Source organism: Bacillus cereus group sp. MYBKT14-1, assembly GCF_051915185.1.
GTDB lineage: Bacteria > Bacillota > Bacilli > Bacillales > Bacillaceae_G > Bacillus_A > Bacillus_A cereus.
On record NZ_JBQAEF010000001.1, the window covers coordinates 753,920 to 772,930 of the forward strand.

Below are 19,011 nucleotides of genomic sequence, written 5' to 3' on the forward strand. Positions count from 1 at the left end.
AATGAAAACGTTAAAAAAAATGATTGAATCGCTTACAATAGTTATGTATAATAACTATTGCAAAGTTATACAAATTTCGACAAACACATTAAGGTGAGTAACGAAAACGTTTGCCTTAATTATAGTGAACTTATACGTAAACCTATTTTTGACACGTGTTACTGATTCGATCAGGCATGAGTGGAGAAAAGTAAGGAATGTAAGCTAGAGAAAGGGATATACTACCCTTTGTATAGCTATCGTTCTATCTTTTTTTCCTCATGTCTTTTTGGCGTTTGTCGGAAGGTATCAATATAGATAAGAGAGGAAGGGTTTCCATGTTTAAGAAGATCTTTGGTGTTCTTCAAAAAGTCGGAAAAGCGTTAATGCTTCCAGTAGCGATTTTACCGGCGGCAGGTATTTTACTTGGATTTGGTAATGCATTTCAAAATCCACAGTTAACAAATGTTATTCCTGCTTTAAAAGCAGATTGGTTCGTAATGGTTGCAAAAATTATGGAACAATCTGGTGATATTATTTTCGCTAACCTTGCATTATTATTCGCAGTTGGGGTAGCAATTGGTTTAGCTGGTGGAGACGGAGTAGCTGGTTTAGCAGCATTCGTCGGCTACTTAATTATGAACAAAACGATGAGTGTGTTCTTAGAAGTAGATAAGCTAGTGAAAGTAACAAGTTCTGGAGCAGACCCAGTAAAAATTGGATTTGCAGATCCAGCGTATGCAAACGTATTAGGTATTCCAACGCTACAAACAGGGGTATTTGGTGGTATTATCGTCGGTATAGTAGCGGCATATTGCTATAATAAATACTTCAATATTGAATTACCATCATACTTAGGTTTCTTTGCAGGTAAGCGTTTCGTACCGATTGCAACTGCAACATTCTCTTTAATAGTAGGTATTATCATGTGCTTCGTTTGGCCATACATTCAAGGTGGCTTAAACACGTTCTCACATCAAATGATTGATGCAAATAGAACAATTGCAGCATTTATATTCGGTTTAATTGAACGTTCATTAATTCCATTTGGATTACATCACATTTTCTATTCACCGTTCTGGTTCGAATTCGGTCAGTATACAAATGCAGCTGGCGAATTAATCCGTGGTGACCAAAAAATCTTTATGGCACAGTTAAAAGACGGTGTAGAATTAACAGCAGGGACATTTACAACTGGTAAGTATCCGTTCATGATGTTCGGTCTTCCAGCAGCAGCTTTAGCAATGTACCATGAAGCACGTCCAGAAAATAAAAAATTAGCAGCAGGTATTTTAGGTTCTGCAGCATTAACATCTTTCTTAACAGGTATTACAGAGCCACTTGAATTTTCATTCTTATTCGTAGCGCCAGTATTATTCGGAATTCACGCTGTATTTGCTGGTCTATCATTTATGACAATGCAAATTTTAGGTGTTAAAATTGGTATGACATTCTCTGGTGGTTTAATTGACTTCCTATTATTCGGTGTACTACCAGGCCGTACAGCATGGTGGTGGGTAATTATTGTTGGTCTTGTACTAGCAGTTATTTACTACTTCGGATTCCGCTTTGCAATTCGTAAATGGAATCTAAAAACACCTGGTCGTGAAGTGGCAAATGCAAATGACGGCGCAGGAAAAGCAGAAGCAGGCGAACTCCCTCGTGAAGTATTAGTAGCACTTGGTGGTAAAGAAAACATTGCTTCTTTAGATGCTTGTATTACTCGTTTACGTGTTCAAGTTAACGAACAAAAGAATGTAAACAAAGACCGCTTAAAAGAACTTGGAGCAGCTGGTGTACTTGAAGTTGGAAATAACATTCAAGCTATTTTCGGACCGAAATCTGACACATTAAAATCACAAATTCATGATATTATGTCAGGTCGTACACCTCATGTTGAAAAAGAAGAACCTGTAAAAGTGGAAGAAACTCCTCAAAAAGTTGATGAAAATGAAACAATTGTATCACCAATCGAAGGAAAAATCTTACCAATTACAGAAGTACCTGACCAAGTATTCTCAGGAAAAATGATGGGAGACGGATTTGCAATTGAGCCAACTGAAGGAACAGTAGTTTCTCCAGTGAACGGTGAGATTGTCAATGTATTCCCTACAAAACATGCGATTGGTATTCAATCTGAAGGCGGAAAAGAAATTTTAATTCACTTCGGTATTGATACTGTAAAATTAAATGGTGAAGGTTTTGAAGCGCTTGTAGCACAAGGCGACAAGGTGAAACAAGGCCAACCATTATTAAAAGTAGATCTTGCATTTGTAAAAGAAAATGCACCATCTATCATTACACCAATTGTCTTTACAAACTTACAACAAGGGCAACAAGTCGAATTGAAAAAAGATGGAAATGTTAAGAAGGGCGAAACCGCTATTATTGACATTCAGTAGGAATTTGACGCAAAATGTTTATAATTATAATAGGCGATGTGGTTGACCGAACATCGCCTATTATATACAATAGATGATGTAGTACTCACGTCTATACAACTAAAAAATACTGTAATTTAAAGGAGATAAATTATCATGGAAAAAATCTTTAAAGTAACTAGCGACTCAGGAATTCATGCTCGTCCAGCAACTCTACTTGTAAACACTGCAAGCAAATTCGGTTCTGATATTAACTTAGAGTATAACGGAAAGAACGTTAACTTAAAATCAATCATGGGCGTTATGTCTTTAGGCATTCAACAAAACGCAGAAATTAAAATCACTGCAAATGGTGATGATGCAGCTCAAGCACTAGCAGCTATCGAAGAAACTATGAAAAACGAAGGATTAGGAGAATAATGACTCTTAACATTCAAGGGATCGCTGCATCAAGTGGGATTGCTATTGCAAAGGCTTTCAGACTTGAAAATCCTGAATTTAACATCGAAAAGAAATCAATTACAAACGAAGCTGCAGAAATTGCACGCTTAGACGCTGCGCTTGAGAAAGCAAAAACTGAATTAGAAGCTATTAAGGACCACGCATTTGCTGAGCTAGGTGCTGACAAAGCTGCAATCTTTGAAGCACATTTATTAGTGTTAAATGATCCAGAACTAGTAAACCCAGTAAAAGATAAAGTAAATAGCGAAAAAGTAAATGCTGAATTTGCAATGGATGAAGTTGCATCAATGTTTATTTCTATGTTTGAAAACATGGATAACGAATATATGAAAGAACGTGCTGCGGACATTCGTGACGTAACAAAACGCGTTCTTGCACATTTACTAGGAATTAACTTCTCAAATCCTGGTACAATTTCTGAAGAGGTAATCATCATTGCTGAAGATTTAACACCATCTGATACAGCTCAGTTAAACCGTAAGTATGCAAAAGGTTTCACTACTGATATCGGTGGACGTACATCTCACTCAGCAATTATGGCTCGTTCTATGGAAATTCCAGCTGTTGTTGGTACAAAAGTTGTTATGGAGAAAATCCAAAATGGCGATATCGTTATCATTGACGGTTTAGATGGAGAAGTAATTGTAAACCCATCAGAAGAAACTCTTCGTTCGTTTGAAGAAAAGAAAGCGAAATTTGAAGAGCAAAAAGCTGAATGGGCTAAATTAAAAGACCAAGCTACTGTAACAAGTGACGGACATCACGTTGAGCTTGTTGCAAATATCGGAACACCAAATGATGTACAAGGTATTATCGATAATGGCGGAGAAGGCGTTGGCTTATACCGTACAGAATTCTTATACATGGGCCGTGACAATCTTCCAACAGAAGAAGAGCAGTTCGAAGCATATAAAGCAGTTCTTGAAGGTGTAAAAGAAGGTCAACCAGTCGTTGTTCGTACACTTGACATCGGTGGAGATAAAGAGCTTCCATACTTACATTTACCAAAAGAAATGAACCCATTCTTAGGATACCGTGCAATCCGCTTATGTCTTGATGAGCAAGATGTGTTCCGTACACAACTTCGTGCATTACTTCGTGCTAGCGTATACGGTAACTTAAAAATTATGTTCCCAATGATTGCAACTCTTGATGAGTTCCGTCAAGCGAAAGCGATTTTATTAGAAGAGAAAGCGAAACTTGTAGAAGCGGGTACAACTGTTTCTGATTCTATTGAAGTTGGTATGATGGTTGAAATCCCAGCTTCAGCAGTATTAGCAGATCAATTCGCGAAAGAAGTTGACTTCTTCTCTATCGGAACAAATGATTTAATCCAATACACAATGGCTGCAGACCGTATGAACGAACAAGTATCTTACTTATACCAACCATATAACCCATCTATTTTACGTCTTGTAAAAATGGTTATCGATGCTGCTCATAAAGAAGGCAAATGGGCTGGTATGTGTGGTGAGATGGCGGGCGATTCACTTGCTATCCCATTATTATTAGGATTAGGTTTAGATGAGTTCAGTATGAGTGCAACATCTATTCTTCCTGCAAGAACACAGCTAAGCAAGTTGTCAAAAGCAGAAATGGAAACATTAGCAGAAAAAGCATTAATGATGTCAACTGCTGAAGAAGTTGTTGAACTAGTTAAAAGCATATAATCAATAAAAAAACCTGAGTCGATTTGAAATCGGTCTCAGGTTTTTTCTATGAGAAAAATAAAGCTTATTTTCTTACTCTTAAAGATAAGGAACAGAATTAGATAGCGATAGCAACGATATCAGTTGGGCATACACGTAAAATACCAGTAAAAGTATTTCGATTTTGATTGTGTTTATCGTCTTTATTGTTATCTTTGTTATCTTTGTCATTACGAGCTAAAGCAGAGAAAAGAGCAACACCGTTACAGAAACCTTCAAAAATTACATTGTTGAAAGATCCAACACCTTTAACGCTTAATAGAGAAAGCTCTGTTCCAACTGAAATGCTAGCAAGTACGTTACATACAGCTGGTTGTTGTGGTTTAACCTCTCTCTCTTTCTCACGATGGTCGCGCTCTCTTTCATGATGATGACAGTCTCTAAAGTTATCACAGCATCCAAATGATCCAAACATAATCCTCATCACCCCCTTCACACTTATAATCTATGTAAGTTCGGTAGTTAGTGACTGGACAGAGAGTGGAATTTTTTCTAGGGGATTTTCTCATTTTAAATGACTAGCTGGGTGTTTAGTATGGAATGATGTTTAAAATAGGGGAAATATAACAAAAAAATGTAAAAACCACCGAAATAAATGAAATGGGTAGCCTTTACACTTTTTTACTTTTATATAAAACGATGATATATACAGGAAGAGCTAGGAGTAGTGGTACAATGGATCGTGCAGTATGTTTTTCTGATTCTAATTGGAATGCTTCTTCTTTTGGGAATTGTAAAATGGAGATGTTTGCGGCATCACCAATAAAATATAGAAGCAGTACAGTTACTATGTAACATAAAAGTGCGATAAAGCTTCCGTATGAACTCAATGAAAATCCCTCTCTTGTTATCTATTTGTTATCATTGTATCACAATTGTAACAAAAATACACGAGTATATTTCAACGCCTTAACAAAATTCGACACGAAACGTCACGTTTATTTATGAAGAGGGAATAGAATATACTTTTCCATAAGTATAAATGTCGAATGATTTGTAGTAATATTACAAAAGTATGACAGGAAATAAAAAAACGAAGGCAATGTAGTTACCTTCGATTTTTATTATTTTGCCCACTCGCTCATTTGCTCTACGCTCATACGAGGTGCAGGGTGGCCTTTTAAAGTTGATTCACCAATTGTAATAAGCATAATTGGAACGTAACGAGATGAAACGTTAAATTCGTCTGTCAGTGCTTGTGGATTGAAGCCACCAATAGCACAAGTATCCCAACCAGTTGCTTTAGCTGCAAGCATAAGTTGCATTGCTGCTAAAGATGCATTTGAAAAGGCAGCATCTCTTGGGAATTGTTCACGAGCATATGCAGATTCAATATTTTTAGCTAAGCGTTCTTTTGCTTCTTCTTTCATAAATCCCTGTTCTACAATTGGACCATATACTGGCTCAACATTTTTATAAGCTTCTAAATCACCTAAAATAGCGACTACTGCAGAAGCATCAAGAATTTGTTGTTGGTTATAAGCTATTGGGTGTAATCGTTTTTGTACATCTTTACCTTGAAAAACAAGGAATTTCCAGTGTTGTAAGTTCCAAGCGGAAGGTGCTTGTGCTGCTGCTTTTAAAATCTCATGTAATTCTGTAGATGAGATTTCTTTATTTGGGTTGAATGCACGTGTAGATGTGCGTTCATATAGAACGTTAAAAAAGTTGTCGTTTGTCATAATATATCCTCCAAATTGTATATAAAATTATCGGGAAAACGCAATGTATATTACTTACATTTTGTAAGTTATCGAATTTAAGAATATAATATCTTTATTTTAATTGTCAAGTTTTAAGAAATAAGCTAGGGCATTCATACAAACGATATAATTCCTATAATCATACACTAAAAAAGGAATTTATAGAGTGAAAAGGGAAGATAACATTCTCAATTAGCTTGTTAATATGTATTTCTCACAAATTAAAGTTTATTGGAGAACAGTCTTTTAAAAATGTTTGTGAGGAATTCAGTAGAACAAGATATATGAAGTGAGTGAAGACTAGTGATGAACATACTACATTTTTTATTAGAGAATACGGTTTTCCAAAATGTGTTACAAGATCTGCAGTTAAATGTCCTTTATATAGAAAATGGATGTAAACATCAACAAACGATAGAAAATATCCATCCAAAATGTATGTTTATAGCAAATAGTTTTGAAGAGGGCGAACTATTATTTCAAAGAACGAAACCGCACATTATAATTATGTATGTAACAGATTATTCTCAAATAAAATATATAAAGAATATGTATACCTCGCAAAGTACATTCATTGTCATTTGGGATCAACAAATAACAAAGGAATTTACAGATGTACTTGCATTAGGAATACGTAATATTGTAATAGCCCCTGTAACTCCGCAAGCAGTGTTAGAAGAAGTGAATAAGAGTTTGTATCAACTTTCTTTAGTAAGGCAAGTTAGTTTACAACAGGAACTGCTTCAAACGATGTTTGATTTTCAAAATGATTTATTATTTATAGTAGAAGATGATGAAATTGTTGATTGTAATACAAATTTTTTAACGTTTTTCGGATATGAAAATTTGTTTGCCTATCGCGAGCAACATTTAGTATTTGCTGAACATTTTATTAGAGAAAATGGATACTACTCGACGACGCATGATATAACATGGCTAGACGATACTTTATCAAGCGGTAGAAGAATTAAGATGTCAAATTATGAAGGGGCAGTATCTACTTTTCTATTACGTGCGACACCATTGCCAGAAGATTTATCAAGATTTATTGTAAAGTGCACGGAAATTACAGAATTAGATGAAATCTATCAAGAACAAGAAAGACTTGCTATGATAGATTCATTGACAGAGATTTATAATCGTTTAAAGTTTCAACAAATACTAGAGGTAGAATGGGAAAAGGTAATACGTAATGATGAGAAAATAGCAATTATTTTATTTGATATAGATAATTTTAAAACAGTTAATGACACATATGGTCATGATTTTGGCGATTTGGCATTAATACAACTTGCAGAGCTTATGAAATCTAAAGTGGAGCAGCAACATGTATTTGCAAGATGGGGAGGGGAAGAATTCATTATATTAGTGACAAATACAGTAGAAAAGGAAGCATTTCAAGTTGCGGAATCATTACGATTCTTCATTGAAACAAAGCAATTCACTGGAATTTCGAAGTTAACAGCTAGCTTTGGAGTTGCGTTATATGAACAAGGAACTACAAGAGAAGAATTAATGCAACGAGCGGATATTGCATTATATGAAGCGAAAAAAAATGGAAAGAATCAAGTATGTGTGTATAGAAAAGAAAAAATGTGATTTTTCGCAACAAATTGTTGCGATTTTTTTTTATTGTTTGATAATAGAATAGGGGGACAATTTTTAGCGAAGGAATTATGGAGGATCAATATGATAAAAAAAGTAATGGTGGTGGCTTCACTGTCTGCTATAGTTGGCGGCGGAGTATACTATTTTCTTGTTAGCCCCAATATAAAGGAAAACACTGTATTAACAACTAAAGTGAATCCTACTATTGAATCGGAAGTACAAGGGAATATAGAAGAAAAAGAAGAGCAACAAATTGATTATGCTAGCATATCTCAAAAATTAGATCAATATTTAGTCGGAAAGCAATTCAATGGAACAGTTTTGGTAACAGATAAAGAGCATGTTATATTGAATAAAGGATATGGGTATGCTGATGTTCAAAATAAAATAGAAAATACGCCTCAAACAAAATATCGTATCGGTTCTATTACGAAAACAGTCGTTGCCACATCTATTTTACAGCTGCAAGAACAAGGGAAATTGAATATTCAAGATAATGTAAATAAATATATTCCTTCATTTCCGGAGAATAAAAATATTACGCTATATCATTTATTAACGCATACCTCTGGTTTACCTGAACACGCAAAAGGCAATATTAATGCGGCTTCTCGCTTACAGTTAATGAATTGGATTGGACGTCAAAATTTAGAATTTCCTGCAGGAACGGGTTGGAGATATACAGATTATAATTATATGGTGCTTGCTTATATAATAGAACATATATCGAAAAAACCTTTAGGAGATTACATAAAAGAAAACATATTTGTAAAAGCAGATATGCATGAATCCGGTATGGGAAATATGGTACCTGGAGATAAAAATTTTACAAAGGGTTATGTGAAAAAAGATCAAGAGCTTGTACCAGCGCAGAAGTTAGGTATGGATTGGTTATATGGTTGTGGTGAGATGTATACGACAGTTGGAGATATGAAGAAATTAGACGAAGCAATTATAAATGGAAAACTTCTTTCTGAACAAAGTATACAAGCAATGTTTTCACCTTCAGCAGAACGGAAATATGCATTTAGTTTATATATATATCCAGATTATTTTCATAATCATGGTGTATTATCTGGTTGGAACACTTTCAATAATTTTAATAAAGAAAAAGGAACTTTTGTTATTTTATTTTCAAATGTGAAAAATAGTATGGATGATGACTTTAATAAAGAGTTCCGAAAGATGGTAAATGATTTATTAGAACAAAGGGGATGAGAAAATGGAACATAAAACTTTATCAATAGGTTTCATTGGTATTGGCGTAATGGGAAAAAGTATGGTTTATCACTTAATGCAAGATGGTCATAAAGTATATGTATATAATAGAACGAAAGCAAAAACAGATTCTTTAGTGCAAGATGGTGCAAATTGGTGTAATACGCCAAAAGAGTTAGTAAAGCAAGTTGATATTGTAATGACAATGGTTGGATATCCACATGATGTAGAAGAAGTGTATTTTGGTATAGAAGGAATTATAGAACATGCAAAAGAAGGTACGATAGCAATTGACTTTACGACATCTACACCTACTTTAGCAAAACGGATTAATGAAGTTGCAAAAAGCAAAAATATATATACGTTAGATGCACCTGTCTCAGGAGGAGATGTTGGTGCGAAAGAAGCAAAACTCGCAATTATGGTAGGTGGGGAGAAAGAAATATATGATAGATGCTTACCTTTACTTGAAAAGTTAGGAACAAACATTCAATTACAAGGACCAGCTGGGAGTGGACAACATACAAAAATGTGCAATCAAATTGCGATTGCTTCCAATATGATTGGAGTATGTGAAGCTGTTGCTTACGCGAAGAAGGCTGGACTGAATCCAGATAAAGTGTTAGAGAGTATTTCAACAGGGGCAGCAGGTAGCTGGTCATTAAGTAATTTAGCTCCTCGAATGTTAAAAGGAGACTTTGAGCCAGGATTTTATGTGAAGCATTTTATGAAAGATATGAAAATTGCTTTAGAGGAAGCAGAAAAATTACAATTACCAGTCCCAGGCTTAAGTTTGGCGAAAGAATTGTATGAAGAGTTAATTAAGGATGGCGAAGAAAATAGTGGAACACAAGTACTATATAAAAAATATATAAGGGGGTAAACGAGGTGGACCTTCAAAAGTTTGATGAGATGATTGATACTGTACAGCGAGCTACTTGTATGCAAATTAATGAGAAACAAAAAGAAGCTTTTAAACAAAAATATGATTTTGAACCAAAATTTGAATATGGAAGAGATGAGAAGGGGCATTATGTAATTCGAACCTCAAAAAAGATGTTAGAAGAAATGGAGTTTTATTTGGCATTGAAATATGATCGTGATGGAGTGGATCTTTATATGCAAGCTGAGATTGACGGTATATTTCATGTATCTGTTAGCTATGGTGAAGATGCCCTACATCTACAAGAATTGTTTCAATTTCTAGAAGAAAATAAATAAAAGTCCTCATTTGAGGACTTTTATTTATTTAGTCATCTTTAATTTTTATAATTATAAGTTAGAAGCGCGGCGGCATCGTTCAACCGGGAATGGGATAATTTGTGCGATGTGATTAGGACCAAATTGTTTTGTACGAGCATGGCGTATTATATAAAAAGCACACAGAATTGAAACAGGAATAGCACCGAATAAACCAAATAATAAAGCGCTTACACAAGATGCGACAAATCCTAAAACACCAATTTCTAACTCTTCCATAATAGCTCCTAAAATAACAGGAAATGCTCCACATGTAACCCCAAGTATAAGTGCGATAAGTAAGCTCATGATTATCCCCCTCTGTTTGCGATATTATTTTCCTTCTCAGTTAATTGTAGTATATCACATACAAAACAGAATTTTCAGAAAAAATTCAATAAATGTTCAAAAAAAGTTCAAAAAATGCACTTGAAAAATCAAGGTGTTAAATTTGTGATGAAATGGTACTTCAAGTAAATAAAAAATCAGGCTTATTTCAAAATGAAATAAGCCTGTTCCATAGGAGGATGTATATATGTAGAGTGAATAAAAGTTTGGAAAAGGGGATCCAAGTCCTTTTATTCAACTAACTACCTTAATAGATTGGAACCCAGCCTTCAGTTGTCACAAAAATACGAATAGCTACAACTTGGCGATCATCTTGCAAAGTAAAATAATGTCTTGCATTTTCAGGAACAGATATTAAATCGCCTGGCTCAAGTTCAACATCAAAGAATTTCCCATCTTTTCCTTCAATAGCGAAAATGCCATGACCACTGACGATAAAGCGAACTTCGTCATCTGTATGATGGTGTTCCTTTTGGAAATTAATTAATAATTCGTCAAGGTTAGGGGTGCTATTTGAAAGTGAAATTACATCATGTGCTTTATAACCACGGCGTGCTGAAACATCAGCAATTTCTTTTGAAAACACAGCTAATATTTCAGCTTTGTTTTCATCTGTTAACGAATAATTTTCATTTAAATGAGTAGGAAGTTTAGAAATATTCCATTTCTCATATAAAACGCCTTCCTCTTGTAGAAATTTAGATACTTCCACTTCATTTTCAATACGAGTATTTCCTTCATGAATACGAATTTGCGCCATTAGAAACGCCTCCTTGAATTGATAATAGTTTTATATGAAATTGGAATAGAAACTCATAAGCTTCTAATCTCTTCTTTGCATCAAAGCTATCTCGGCCCCATACGGTAATACCGTGGTTACGGATTAATACTGCACCCGAATCTCCTTGTATATGCTTTCGGAAGTTTTCTCCAAGCGTTGGGATATGGGCATGGTTTTCAATAATAGGAATTTGAATTGTTGCACCTTCTTCCCAAATATCGAGAGCTTTAATAATTTCTTGATTTTGAAAGGTGACTGCATCACTATATAAATTTGTGATGACATTATTATCGGTTGTATGAACATGAAGTACGCACCCGGCATTCGTATTGTTATAAATGTGTGTATGCAATATTGTTTCTGCTGAAGGGCGTAATTCAGTCTCTAAAACGGGAACTCCTACATGATCTACTAATAGAAAATCATCTGGAGTGGTTTTTGTTTTATCTTTACCGCTTGCTGTAATAAGAAAAGTAAGTGGTTCATGACTAACCTTTATAGAAATATTACCACTTGTTGCTGGGAACCAATTTCGTGTTGTTAACTCTTTTTTTATCTCGCTTAAGTCATACCATTGACGAAAAAGTTGTTTCATGCCTTCACCTCCAACAAAAGTTTTAATTCAGCTTGCACATCTTGAAATGTTTCAAATGGTGTATAAGCAATATGATTTTCTTCACACTTTGTAATAAGAAAATCGCGAGCGAATACTTTATCAGCTTGTTTCGCGGCTTGTAAATCAGTAATAGAATCTCCAATTACAATATGAAAGTCATCTGTATCACTTAATTTACGGATTAATGATGATTTACATAATCCGCAATGATTTTGACAATGATCATCACAAGAATGAGGCCATTTAACTGTAATAAACTCTGCTGAAAAGTCTGTTTCATTACAATAAATTTGCTCTTTTGGAATGATTCCTTGTAAGAGTGGATAGACGAAGAAATCCATTCCACCTGATATCACGTAAAAAGAAATGTTATTTTCCTTTACGAATTGTATAAACTCATGAAAACCACTACGGATTTCAGCAGTTTCTATTAAAAATTGAATAATATCATCGTGCAGATTAGTAGGTATGAATTGAAATAATTGAGAAACACCTTCTTGAATGGATAGTTCTTGTGATAAAATTTTATTCTTTACTTCTTCGGCTTCTGGTGGTGCGAATTTTTCCATAATGGACATAATGTTATCATTGTTTGTAATCGTGCCATCGAAATCACAAAATACTTGAATACTCATAATTTCACCTCATAAGAGGGATTTCCCCATATTTGTAGTGCACTATGCAAATTTATGTCGTCTACTTCATGGAGTGGTTTATTTTGCAAAGTAGCATCAATTGCAGTACGGAAAGCTTTACCGCCGCCTTGCGCTCCATTTGGATGTCCGTGTATCCCGCCGCCAGCATTAATAACAACATCTTTACCGAAATCTCGTACAATAAAGGGAACGAAACCAGGATGAATACCAGCAGACGGAACAGAAAAGCTCTTCTTGAAAAATGCATCGTCTTCAGTTAAATATTTTGAGATAGCAAGAGCCTCCTCTTTTTCTAGCGCAACACTTCCGTATGGAGATGGGAATAATGAAAAGTCAGCCCCAGCATAACGTAGTAGCTTTCCAAGTAATAATGGAGATGAAACTCCATATAACTTGGATGCTGAATAAGCACCACTTACAGCAGGATGTGCCATAATAGGAACTGGGATTTCATCATCTTCTGCAAGTGATTGTAGTACATCTAGTCCGTAAGCAAATACGTTAAATAATAGAATATCAGCTCCAGCTTGCACTGCACGTTTCGCATTTTCTTTTAAATCAAAAGTTCGTCCTGTTAAATTTACGGCATATAACGTTTTATGACCGTATGTTTCGTAAACAGATTGTAAAACTTCTTTTCCAGATACAATGCGTTTCGTAAGTGGTGTTAATGCATTTTCAAATAATATTTCATCATCTTTTACTATATCTACACCACCAATTGCTTGATCGCGTAATTGCGTTTTTAAATACCCAATGTTTCGTCCAATCATTCCTTTAAAAATACTCATTAAAAGAGGACGATCATGCACTTGTAAAAGGTTTCGAATACCATCAATCCCGAATTTTGGACCAGGAAAATGTTTTTTTAACTCGTCTGAAAAAGTTAAATCAATTAATTTTACTTCGCCATCAAGTGATAGCTTTCCAAATGTAGTCGTTAAAATCGCTGGTAAATCTGGACTGAAGTTTAATAGCGGATATTCAATTTTAATAATTCCGCGTTTTACTTTCTTACGTAAATACGAATTGGTATGTTCATGTTCAGCTAATTCCTCAACATGAATGACGTTGCCTTTATGCTGCTTTAATTGTTCTTGCAATAAGTGTGGCAAATGAGTCCAAGAACCAATTGTTAATCCGAGTGCAATTTGTTCCGCCTTTTTTTCTAAGTTATGTGAATCGTCATGAATTAAATACGTCGCTATAATTCCGCTCATTGTTATAACCTCCTAGTTAAATAAAAAAACCTCTCAGCTAAGGAGAGGTTTTTTTACAACCAGCTCCTTATCTGTCAGCGTAATGCTGCGAGAATTAGCACCGTGTCTACAATTGTAGATCGGTTGCCGGGTTTCGTCGGGCTCGTCCCTCCACCTGCTCTTGATAAGAAGTATTTAGAAATGTTTAAAAATTTAAGATAACTGAATTTTGTCAGATATTTTTCATGTTGTCAATTATTTTTTGAAAAAATTTAATTTATCAATTCGATTAATGGCTTCTCGTAATCTATCTTCTGTATGCAAGAGACCAACACGGACATACCCTTCGCCATGCTCACCAAATCCAACACCAGGAGCAACTGCGACATGTACTTTTTCTAGTAAAATATCAGAAAATTGTTCAGAGGTATATCCTTTTGGAACAGGAAGCCATGCAAAGAATGATCCTGTTGGAATGTCTACATTCCAACCAATTGAGTGACAGGCTGAAATAAGAGCATTTCTTCGAGATTCGTAACTATTTACAAGGTCTATTACACAAGACTGTGAACTTAATAGCGCTTCTCGAGCAGCATCTTGAACTGCACCGAATATACTAACATACATATGATCTTGTAATAGGTTAATTGTTTCAATCACACTTTCATTCCCTACAGCAAAAGCGATGCGCCAGCCGGCCATATTGAAAGTTTTTGATAACGTGTAAATTTCAATTCCTATATCTTTCGCGCCATCTGCTTGCAAGAAACTAACTGGTTTTTGACCATCGAATCCAATCGCACCGTAAGCAAAATCATGAACGACTAATATATTATGTTTATTAGCAAAATGAATGGTTTCATTAAAGAAATCTTTTGATGCAGTAGCACCGGTCGGATTATTTGGATAGTTTAAAAACATTAATTTTGCACGCTCGGCAATAGAGTCATCAATGTTCGTATAATCTGGTAAAAAATTATTTTCTGCAATAAGTGGCATTGTTTCAAATTGTGCTTTTGCTAAAGCAACTCCTGATAAATAATCTGGATAGCCTGGATCTGGAACGAGAATCGTATCACCAGGGTTTGTAAAACAAACTGGTAATTCTACTAATCCAGCCTTTCCGCCAAACAAAATAGCAACTTCTGTTTTTGGATTTACTACTACATCATATTCACGTTGATAGAATGTTGCCACGGCTTCTTTTAAACTTTCATGTCCGCGAAATGGCGGATATTTATGATGAATGGTCTTTTCTGCAGCATCTTGTAAAGCTTTTACGATATGCTGCGGTGTTGGTTGATCTGGATTACCTTGACCTAGATTAATAACATCGTGACCAGCTGCTACGACTTTGTTAACTTTTGCAACAAGTGAAGCGAAAAATTGTGTCGGCAATGATGTTACTATCTCAGAAGGTTGAAATAATTTCATACTTTCCACCTCTTTTGAAAGTTGTTACAATTCTAGTGACAAATGATATAATCTTTCCAGTATTTTGTAAAGAAAAAATTATGAATGGGGCTGACAAAATGAAAGTCGCATGTATTCAAATGGACATTGTCTTTGGAGATGTAGAAAAAAATATTGAGAATGCTAAAAATAAAATAAGTGAAGCGGTGAAGGAAAGACCAGATGTTATTGTCTTACCAGAACTTTGGACAACAGGATATGATTTAACTAGGCTCTCTGAAATTGCAGATAGGGATGGATTGGAAACGAAAGAAAAGTTGAAAGAATGGTCGAAGCAATATGGTGTACATATTGTCGGTGGTTCTATAGCGAAGCAAACAGAGCAAGGTGTTACAAATACAATGTATGTTGTAACTAATAAAGGAGAACTAGTTAATGAATATAGTAAAGTGCACTTATTTCAGCTTATGGATGAACATAAATATTTAATCGCTGGAAATAGTACAGGTGAATTTAAGTTAGATGATGTAGAGTGCGCCGGCGCAATTTGTTATGATATTCGTTTTCCGGAGTGGATGCGCGTTCATACTGCGAAAGGTGCAAAAGTATTATTTGTTGTAGCTGAATGGCCATTAGTTCGTTTAGCACATTGGCGTTTGCTATTGCAAGCAAGAGCAGTTGAAAATCAGTGTTATGTTGTTGCGTGTAATAGAGCAGGGAAGGATCCGAATAATGTGTTTGCAGGTCATTCTTTAATTGTGGATCCTTGGGGTGAAGTTGTAGTAGAGGCGAATGAAGAGGAATCAATTTTATTTGGAGAGCTTGAATTCGAGAAAATTAAAGAAGTACGTAAAGGAATTCCAGTTTTTGCGGATCGCCGTCCAGAATTATACAAATAAAATGTTGACAAGTGATTTTTATTCTTGGTATAGTCTTCAACATAAAGTTAAAAATTCAAAAAATTATACAACTCTTATCAAGAGCAGGTGGAGGGATTTGGCCCGATGAAGCCCAGCAACCGACCGTAATACCATTGTGAAATGGGGCGTTTATTACGCCAAAAGGCACGGTGCTAATTCCAGCAGAAAGTAAAACTTTCTGGCAGATAAGAGGGGAGAAGATAAACTTCAAACCTCTTTCTTAGTGGAAAGAGGTTTTTCTATGTTAGAAAAACCTCTGAATTTAAAAAGGGGGAGAAGAAGATGGGATATTATTTATTAACAGAAATAACAGCTGTACAATATGCGAAAGATCATGGCTATTTTGAAGAGAAGGCAAATGTCATTTGTCATGAAATTGGAGATGGAAACTTAAATTACGTGTTTAAATTAGATGATGGAGAGAAATCCATTATAATAAAACAAGCACTGCCTTATGCGAAAGTAGTTGGTGAAAGCTGGCCATTGTCTATAAAAAGAGCAACGATTGAAAGCAAGGCATTACAAATTTTTGCGCAGTATGTACCGGATTATGTTCCAGTAGTGTACAGTCATGACGAAGAGTTAGCGATAACGGTAATAGAAGACTTATCAAGACTAACAATTACAAGAAAAGGATTAATAGACGGAGAAGAATATCCGCTTTTATCCCAGCATATTGGTCGTTTTCTAGCACATGTTTTATTTTACACTTCAGATTTTGGTTTACAGTCAAAAGAGAAAAGGGTACTAGAAGGTACCTTTGTAAATCCGGACCTTTGTAAAATTACAGAGGATTTAGTGTTTACAGATCCGTTTGGACATTATGATACAAATGATTATGAGCGAGATTTACAGCTCGTGGTTGATGAACTTTGGAGTGATAAAACTTTAAAACTAAAAGTAGCACAATATAAATATAAGTTCTTAACAAGAAAAGAAACTCTTATTCATGGTGATTTACATACTGGTAGTATTTTTTCGTCACCTTCTGAAACGAAAGTGATTGATCCAGAATTTGCGGCATATGGCCCATTTGGGTTTGACATAGGTCAATTTATTGCAAATCTATTATTAAATGCGTTATCTAGAGAAGAAGAAAAGAGAAGTGTACTATTTTTCCATATAGAAAAGACGTGGAGTTATTTTGTAGAGACTTTTACAAAGTTATGGATTGGAGAAGGTGTAGAAGCATATACGAAAGAAAAACAATGGTTACCAATTATTTTGCAAAATATCTTTACTGATGCTGTTGGATTTGCCGGATGTGAACTAATTCGTAGAACAATTGGTTTAGCTCATGTAGCAGATTTAGATGAAATAGAAAATAAAGAAACAAGAATTCAAGCTAAGAAACAAGCGCTATCCTTAGGAAAAGAACTAATAAAATATGAATCTAAAAGTGCTGATATTCAACTGTTTCGAACATTATTTCAACAGACAGTTTCAAGGGGTGTAAAAGCATGAGTACAATCGTTACTGTTCCGAGATCTGTAAGTTGGAAAGGGGATGCAATTGCGGTATTAAATCAAACGAAATTGCCACATAGCACAGAATACAAAACATTAACGACTATTGAAGAGGTTTGGAAAAGTATCATAATGTTAGAAGTACGCGGAGCGCCTGCAATTGGAATTGTAGCTGCATTTGGCTTGGCGCTTGCAGCGAAAAAATATAATACTTTACATATCGAAGAATTTCAAAAGAAGTTTAATAGAGACTGTAACTATTTAGGGACATCGCGCCCAACGGCAGTAAATTTATTTTGGGCAATTGATCGTATGAGAGAATCTATTCGAGAGATTACTACAATAAAAGAAGCACAAAAAATATTAGAAGAAGAAGCGCTTCGCATTCAACAGGAAGATGAAGAGGTGTGTCGAAATATTGGGGAATATGCGTTAACATGTTTTAAAGATGGCGATAATATTTTAACAATCTGTAACGCTGGAAGTATCGCAACTGCCAGATATGGAACTGCATTAGCTCCCTTTTATATTGGAAAAGAGAAAGGTGTGCGTTTACATGCATATGCGTGTGAAACGAGACCAGTTTTACAAGGTGGTCGCTTAACGACGTGGGAATTGAAGCAAGCAAATATTGATGTGACCCTTATAACAGATAATACTGCAGCTCATGCTATTCAAACGAAAGAAATAAACGCAATTATTGTGGGGGCGGATCGAATTGTCGCAAATGGAGATACAGCCAATAAAATAGGGACAATGAATTTAGCTATTTTAGCAAAGTACTTTAATATCCCATTTTACGTTGCTGCGCCACTGTCAACATTTGATGTTACGAAAGAAACTGGAGCCGAAATTATTATTGAAGAAAGAGATGAAACAGAAGTTACGAAAATCTTTGGAAAACAAGTAGCACCAATTGGAACGGATGTTTATAATCCAGCATTTGACATAACGCCGAATGAATTAATTACAGGAATTATTACTGAGAAAGGTATTATACGCGGGGACTATAAACGAGAAATTGCATCATTATTTGAAAAACAAGCTAATACATAATAGCTTGTTTTTTTATGCCTAAATGCAGTGTTTTCTCTTACTTATATAATGAAAGGAGGGGAAGAGGGTGGAAGAGTGGATCAAGATGATAGGTAATGTAGGGTTTCCGATTGTTGTAACATTATATTTACTCCACCGTATTGAAAGTAAATTAGAGGGGGTAATTGTTGCAATTGAGAAGCTCCCGCGGCAATTACTAAAGTACGAAGATCCTCGGGATAAAAAATAAAGTTTGCTCTTCTTGAGCAAACTTTATT

At 35.1% G+C, this 19,011-nt stretch carries 20 protein-coding genes and 2 riboswitches; of the genes, 11 read left to right on the forward strand and 9 right to left on the reverse strand.

The annotated features are described in order from the left end of the window. The first annotated feature begins 317 nt into the window (after positions 1–317). The 3 genes from ptsG (at position 318) to ptsP (ending at position 4,492) form a co-directional block, all read left to right on the forward strand. The gene (gene ptsG / locus ACTFO4_RS04160; protein WP_000473178.1) at positions 318–2,381 is read left to right on the forward strand and encodes a PTS glucose transporter subunit IIABC; all 2,064 of its coding nucleotides are present in this window, start codon (positions 318–320) and stop codon (positions 2,379–2,381) included. A 135-nt stretch (positions 2,382–2,516) separates the two neighbouring features. Beyond that, positions 2,517–2,780 (forward strand): phosphocarrier protein HPr, encoded by a 264-nt coding sequence (ptsH, locus tag ACTFO4_RS04165; RefSeq protein ID WP_000411080.1) that lies wholly within the window; start codon positions 2,517–2,519, stop codon positions 2,778–2,780. Beyond that, positions 2,780–4,492 carry a phosphoenolpyruvate--protein phosphotransferase gene (gene ptsP, locus ACTFO4_RS04170; RefSeq protein WP_000174207.1) on the forward strand — a complete coding sequence of 571 codons (1,713 nt, stop codon included), beginning with the start codon at positions 2,780–2,782 and terminating at the stop codon, positions 4,490–4,492. Before ptsH ends, ptsP begins: the two co-directional genes overlap by 1 nt. A gap of 97 nt (positions 4,493–4,589) precedes the next feature. On the opposite strand, the gene ACTFO4_RS04175 is transcribed toward ptsP, so the two are convergent. The 3 genes from ACTFO4_RS04175 to ACTFO4_RS04185 all read right to left on the reverse strand — a co-directional run bounded on the left by ACTFO4_RS04175 (position 4,590) and on the right by ACTFO4_RS04185 (position 6,213). Then, entirely contained in the window at positions 4,590–4,946 is a 357-nt protein-coding gene (locus ACTFO4_RS04175; RefSeq protein ID WP_000468023.1) for a DUF3915 domain-containing protein, read from the reverse strand. Between the two features lie 196 nt (positions 4,947–5,142). Further along, on the reverse strand, positions 5,143–5,361 hold the full coding sequence (locus tag ACTFO4_RS04180) for a hypothetical protein (RefSeq protein WP_000100485.1): 219 nt from the start codon (positions 5,359–5,361) through the stop codon (positions 5,143–5,145). Positions 5,362–5,595: 234 nt separating this feature from the next. After that, entirely contained in the window at positions 5,596–6,213 is a 618-nt protein-coding gene (locus tag ACTFO4_RS04185) for a nitroreductase family protein (protein WP_000180390.1), read from the reverse strand. A 327-nt stretch (positions 6,214–6,540) separates the two neighbouring features. Here ACTFO4_RS04185 and ACTFO4_RS04190 point away from each other — a divergent pair, with 327 nt between their 5' ends. The 4 genes from ACTFO4_RS04190 (at position 6,541) to ACTFO4_RS04205 (ending at position 10,281) form a co-directional block, all read left to right on the forward strand. Further along, positions 6,541–7,833, forward strand: a complete 1,293-nt coding sequence (locus tag ACTFO4_RS04190) for a GGDEF domain-containing protein (protein ID WP_001023185.1) — start codon at positions 6,541–6,543, stop codon at positions 7,831–7,833. Between the two features lie 90 nt (positions 7,834–7,923). Further along, positions 7,924–9,060, forward strand: a complete 1,137-nt coding sequence (locus ACTFO4_RS04195; RefSeq protein WP_440013095.1) for a serine hydrolase — start codon at positions 7,924–7,926, stop codon at positions 9,058–9,060. A gap of 4 nt (positions 9,061–9,064) precedes the next feature. Then, positions 9,065–9,943 (forward strand): NAD(P)-dependent oxidoreductase, encoded by an 879-nt coding sequence (locus ACTFO4_RS04200; protein ID WP_000400431.1) that lies wholly within the window; start codon positions 9,065–9,067, stop codon positions 9,941–9,943. Between the two features lie 5 nt (positions 9,944–9,948). Continuing rightward, positions 9,949–10,281: a DUF3909 family protein gene (locus tag ACTFO4_RS04205; RefSeq protein ID WP_000365621.1), complete on the forward strand. Its 333-nt coding sequence runs from the start codon at positions 9,949–9,951 to the stop codon at positions 10,279–10,281. A 51-nt stretch (positions 10,282–10,332) separates the two neighbouring features. Here ACTFO4_RS04205 and ACTFO4_RS04210 read toward each other — a convergent pair whose 3' ends face one another. The 6 genes from ACTFO4_RS04210 to ACTFO4_RS04235 form a co-directional block, all read right to left on the reverse strand. Continuing rightward, positions 10,333–10,608 carry a hypothetical protein gene (locus tag ACTFO4_RS04210; RefSeq protein WP_000054659.1) on the reverse strand — a complete coding sequence of 92 codons (276 nt, stop codon included), beginning with the start codon at positions 10,606–10,608 and terminating at the stop codon, positions 10,333–10,335. Between the two features lie 286 nt (positions 10,609–10,894). Continuing rightward, positions 10,895–11,407: a 1,2-dihydroxy-3-keto-5-methylthiopentene dioxygenase gene (locus ACTFO4_RS04215; protein ID WP_000057300.1), complete on the reverse strand. Its 513-nt coding sequence runs from the start codon at positions 11,405–11,407 to the stop codon at positions 10,895–10,897. After that, the gene (locus tag ACTFO4_RS04220; RefSeq protein WP_000811339.1) at positions 11,385–12,023 is read right to left on the reverse strand and encodes a methylthioribulose 1-phosphate dehydratase; all 639 of its coding nucleotides are present in this window, start codon (positions 12,021–12,023) and stop codon (positions 11,385–11,387) included. The genes ACTFO4_RS04215 and ACTFO4_RS04220 overlap by 23 nt, the downstream gene beginning before the upstream one ends. Then, on the reverse strand, positions 12,020–12,679 hold the full coding sequence (locus tag ACTFO4_RS04225; protein ID WP_017673600.1) for a 2-hydroxy-3-keto-5-methylthiopentenyl-1-phosphate phosphatase: 660 nt from the start codon (positions 12,677–12,679) through the stop codon (positions 12,020–12,022). Before ACTFO4_RS04225 ends, ACTFO4_RS04220 begins: the two co-directional genes overlap by 4 nt. Further along, positions 12,676–13,920: a 2,3-diketo-5-methylthiopentyl-1-phosphate enolase gene (mtnW, locus tag ACTFO4_RS04230; RefSeq protein ID WP_000014180.1), complete on the reverse strand. Its 1,245-nt coding sequence runs from the start codon at positions 13,918–13,920 to the stop codon at positions 12,676–12,678. The genes ACTFO4_RS04225 and mtnW overlap by 4 nt, the downstream gene beginning before the upstream one ends. Before the next feature lie 64 nt (positions 13,921–13,984). Beyond that, positions 13,985–14,090, reverse strand: a riboswitch (SAM riboswitch). A 64-nt stretch (positions 14,091–14,154) separates the two neighbouring features. Then, entirely contained in the window at positions 14,155–15,333 is a 1,179-nt protein-coding gene (locus tag ACTFO4_RS04235; RefSeq protein ID WP_017673601.1) for a pyridoxal phosphate-dependent aminotransferase, read from the reverse strand. Between the two features lie 14 nt (positions 15,334–15,347). On the opposite strand from ACTFO4_RS04235, the gene ACTFO4_RS04240 reads away from it, so the two are divergent. From ACTFO4_RS04240 to ACTFO4_RS04255, 4 genes are all read left to right on the forward strand, one after another. Beyond that, the gene (locus tag ACTFO4_RS04240; RefSeq protein ID WP_000869879.1) at positions 15,348–16,211 is read left to right on the forward strand and encodes a carbon-nitrogen family hydrolase; all 864 of its coding nucleotides are present in this window, start codon (positions 15,348–15,350) and stop codon (positions 16,209–16,211) included. 71 nt (positions 16,212–16,282) lie between these two features. Then, positions 16,283–16,424, forward strand: a riboswitch (SAM riboswitch). A gap of 90 nt (positions 16,425–16,514) precedes the next feature. Next, positions 16,515–17,696, forward strand: coding sequence for an S-methyl-5-thioribose kinase (gene mtnK / locus ACTFO4_RS04245; protein WP_017673602.1), 1,182 nt, complete (start codon positions 16,515–16,517; stop codon positions 17,694–17,696). Beyond that, positions 17,693–18,754, forward strand: a complete 1,062-nt coding sequence (mtnA, locus tag ACTFO4_RS04250) for an S-methyl-5-thioribose-1-phosphate isomerase (RefSeq protein WP_000104604.1) — start codon at positions 17,693–17,695, stop codon at positions 18,752–18,754. Before mtnK ends, mtnA begins: the two co-directional genes overlap by 4 nt. Before the next feature lie 67 nt (positions 18,755–18,821). After that, the gene (locus ACTFO4_RS04255) at positions 18,822–18,983 is read left to right on the forward strand and encodes a YvrJ family protein (protein WP_000393336.1); all 162 of its coding nucleotides are present in this window, start codon (positions 18,822–18,824) and stop codon (positions 18,981–18,983) included. Positions 18,984–19,011 lie beyond the last annotated feature (28 nt).

What these genes read in the sequence shown, in the direction of transcription:
- ptsG (WP_000473178.1), top strand. Translation starts at nt 318, where the DNA reads ATGTTTAAGAAGATCTTTGGTGTTCTTCAAAAAGTCGGAAAAGCGTTA.
- ptsH (WP_000411080.1), top strand. Translation starts at nt 2,517, where the DNA reads ATGGAAAAAATCTTTAAAGTAACTAGCGACTCAGGAATTCATGCTCGT.
- ptsP (WP_000174207.1), top strand. Translation starts at nt 2,780, where the DNA reads ATGACTCTTAACATTCAAGGGATCGCTGCATCAAGTGGGATTGCTATT.
- ACTFO4_RS04175 (WP_000468023.1), bottom strand. Translation starts at nt 4,946, where the DNA reads ATGTTTGGATCATTTGGATGCTGTGATAACTTTAGAGACTGTCATCAT.
- ACTFO4_RS04185 (WP_000180390.1), bottom strand. Translation starts at nt 6,213, where the DNA reads ATGACAAACGACAACTTTTTTAACGTTCTATATGAACGCACATCTACA.
- ACTFO4_RS04190 (WP_001023185.1), top strand. Translation starts at nt 6,541, where the DNA reads ATGAACATACTACATTTTTTATTAGAGAATACGGTTTTCCAAAATGTG.
- ACTFO4_RS04195 (WP_440013095.1), top strand. Translation starts at nt 7,924, where the DNA reads ATGATAAAAAAAGTAATGGTGGTGGCTTCACTGTCTGCTATAGTTGGC.
- ACTFO4_RS04200 (WP_000400431.1), top strand. Translation starts at nt 9,065, where the DNA reads ATGGAACATAAAACTTTATCAATAGGTTTCATTGGTATTGGCGTAATG.
- ACTFO4_RS04210 (WP_000054659.1), bottom strand. Translation starts at nt 10,608, where the DNA reads ATGAGCTTACTTATCGCACTTATACTTGGGGTTACATGTGGAGCATTT.
- ACTFO4_RS04215 (WP_000057300.1), bottom strand. Translation starts at nt 11,407, where the DNA reads ATGGCGCAAATTCGTATTCATGAAGGAAATACTCGTATTGAAAATGAA.
- ACTFO4_RS04220 (WP_000811339.1), bottom strand. Translation starts at nt 12,023, where the DNA reads ATGAAACAACTTTTTCGTCAATGGTATGACTTAAGCGAGATAAAAAAA.
- ACTFO4_RS04225 (WP_017673600.1), bottom strand. Translation starts at nt 12,679, where the DNA reads ATGAGTATTCAAGTATTTTGTGATTTCGATGGCACGATTACAAACAAT.
- mtnW (WP_000014180.1), bottom strand. Translation starts at nt 13,920, where the DNA reads ATGAGCGGAATTATAGCGACGTATTTAATTCATGACGATTCACATAAC.
- ACTFO4_RS04235 (WP_017673601.1), bottom strand. Translation starts at nt 15,333, where the DNA reads ATGAAATTATTTCAACCTTCTGAGATAGTAACATCATTGCCGACACAA.
- mtnK (WP_017673602.1), top strand. Translation starts at nt 16,515, where the DNA reads ATGGGATATTATTTATTAACAGAAATAACAGCTGTACAATATGCGAAA.
- mtnA (WP_000104604.1), top strand. Translation starts at nt 17,693, where the DNA reads ATGAGTACAATCGTTACTGTTCCGAGATCTGTAAGTTGGAAAGGGGAT.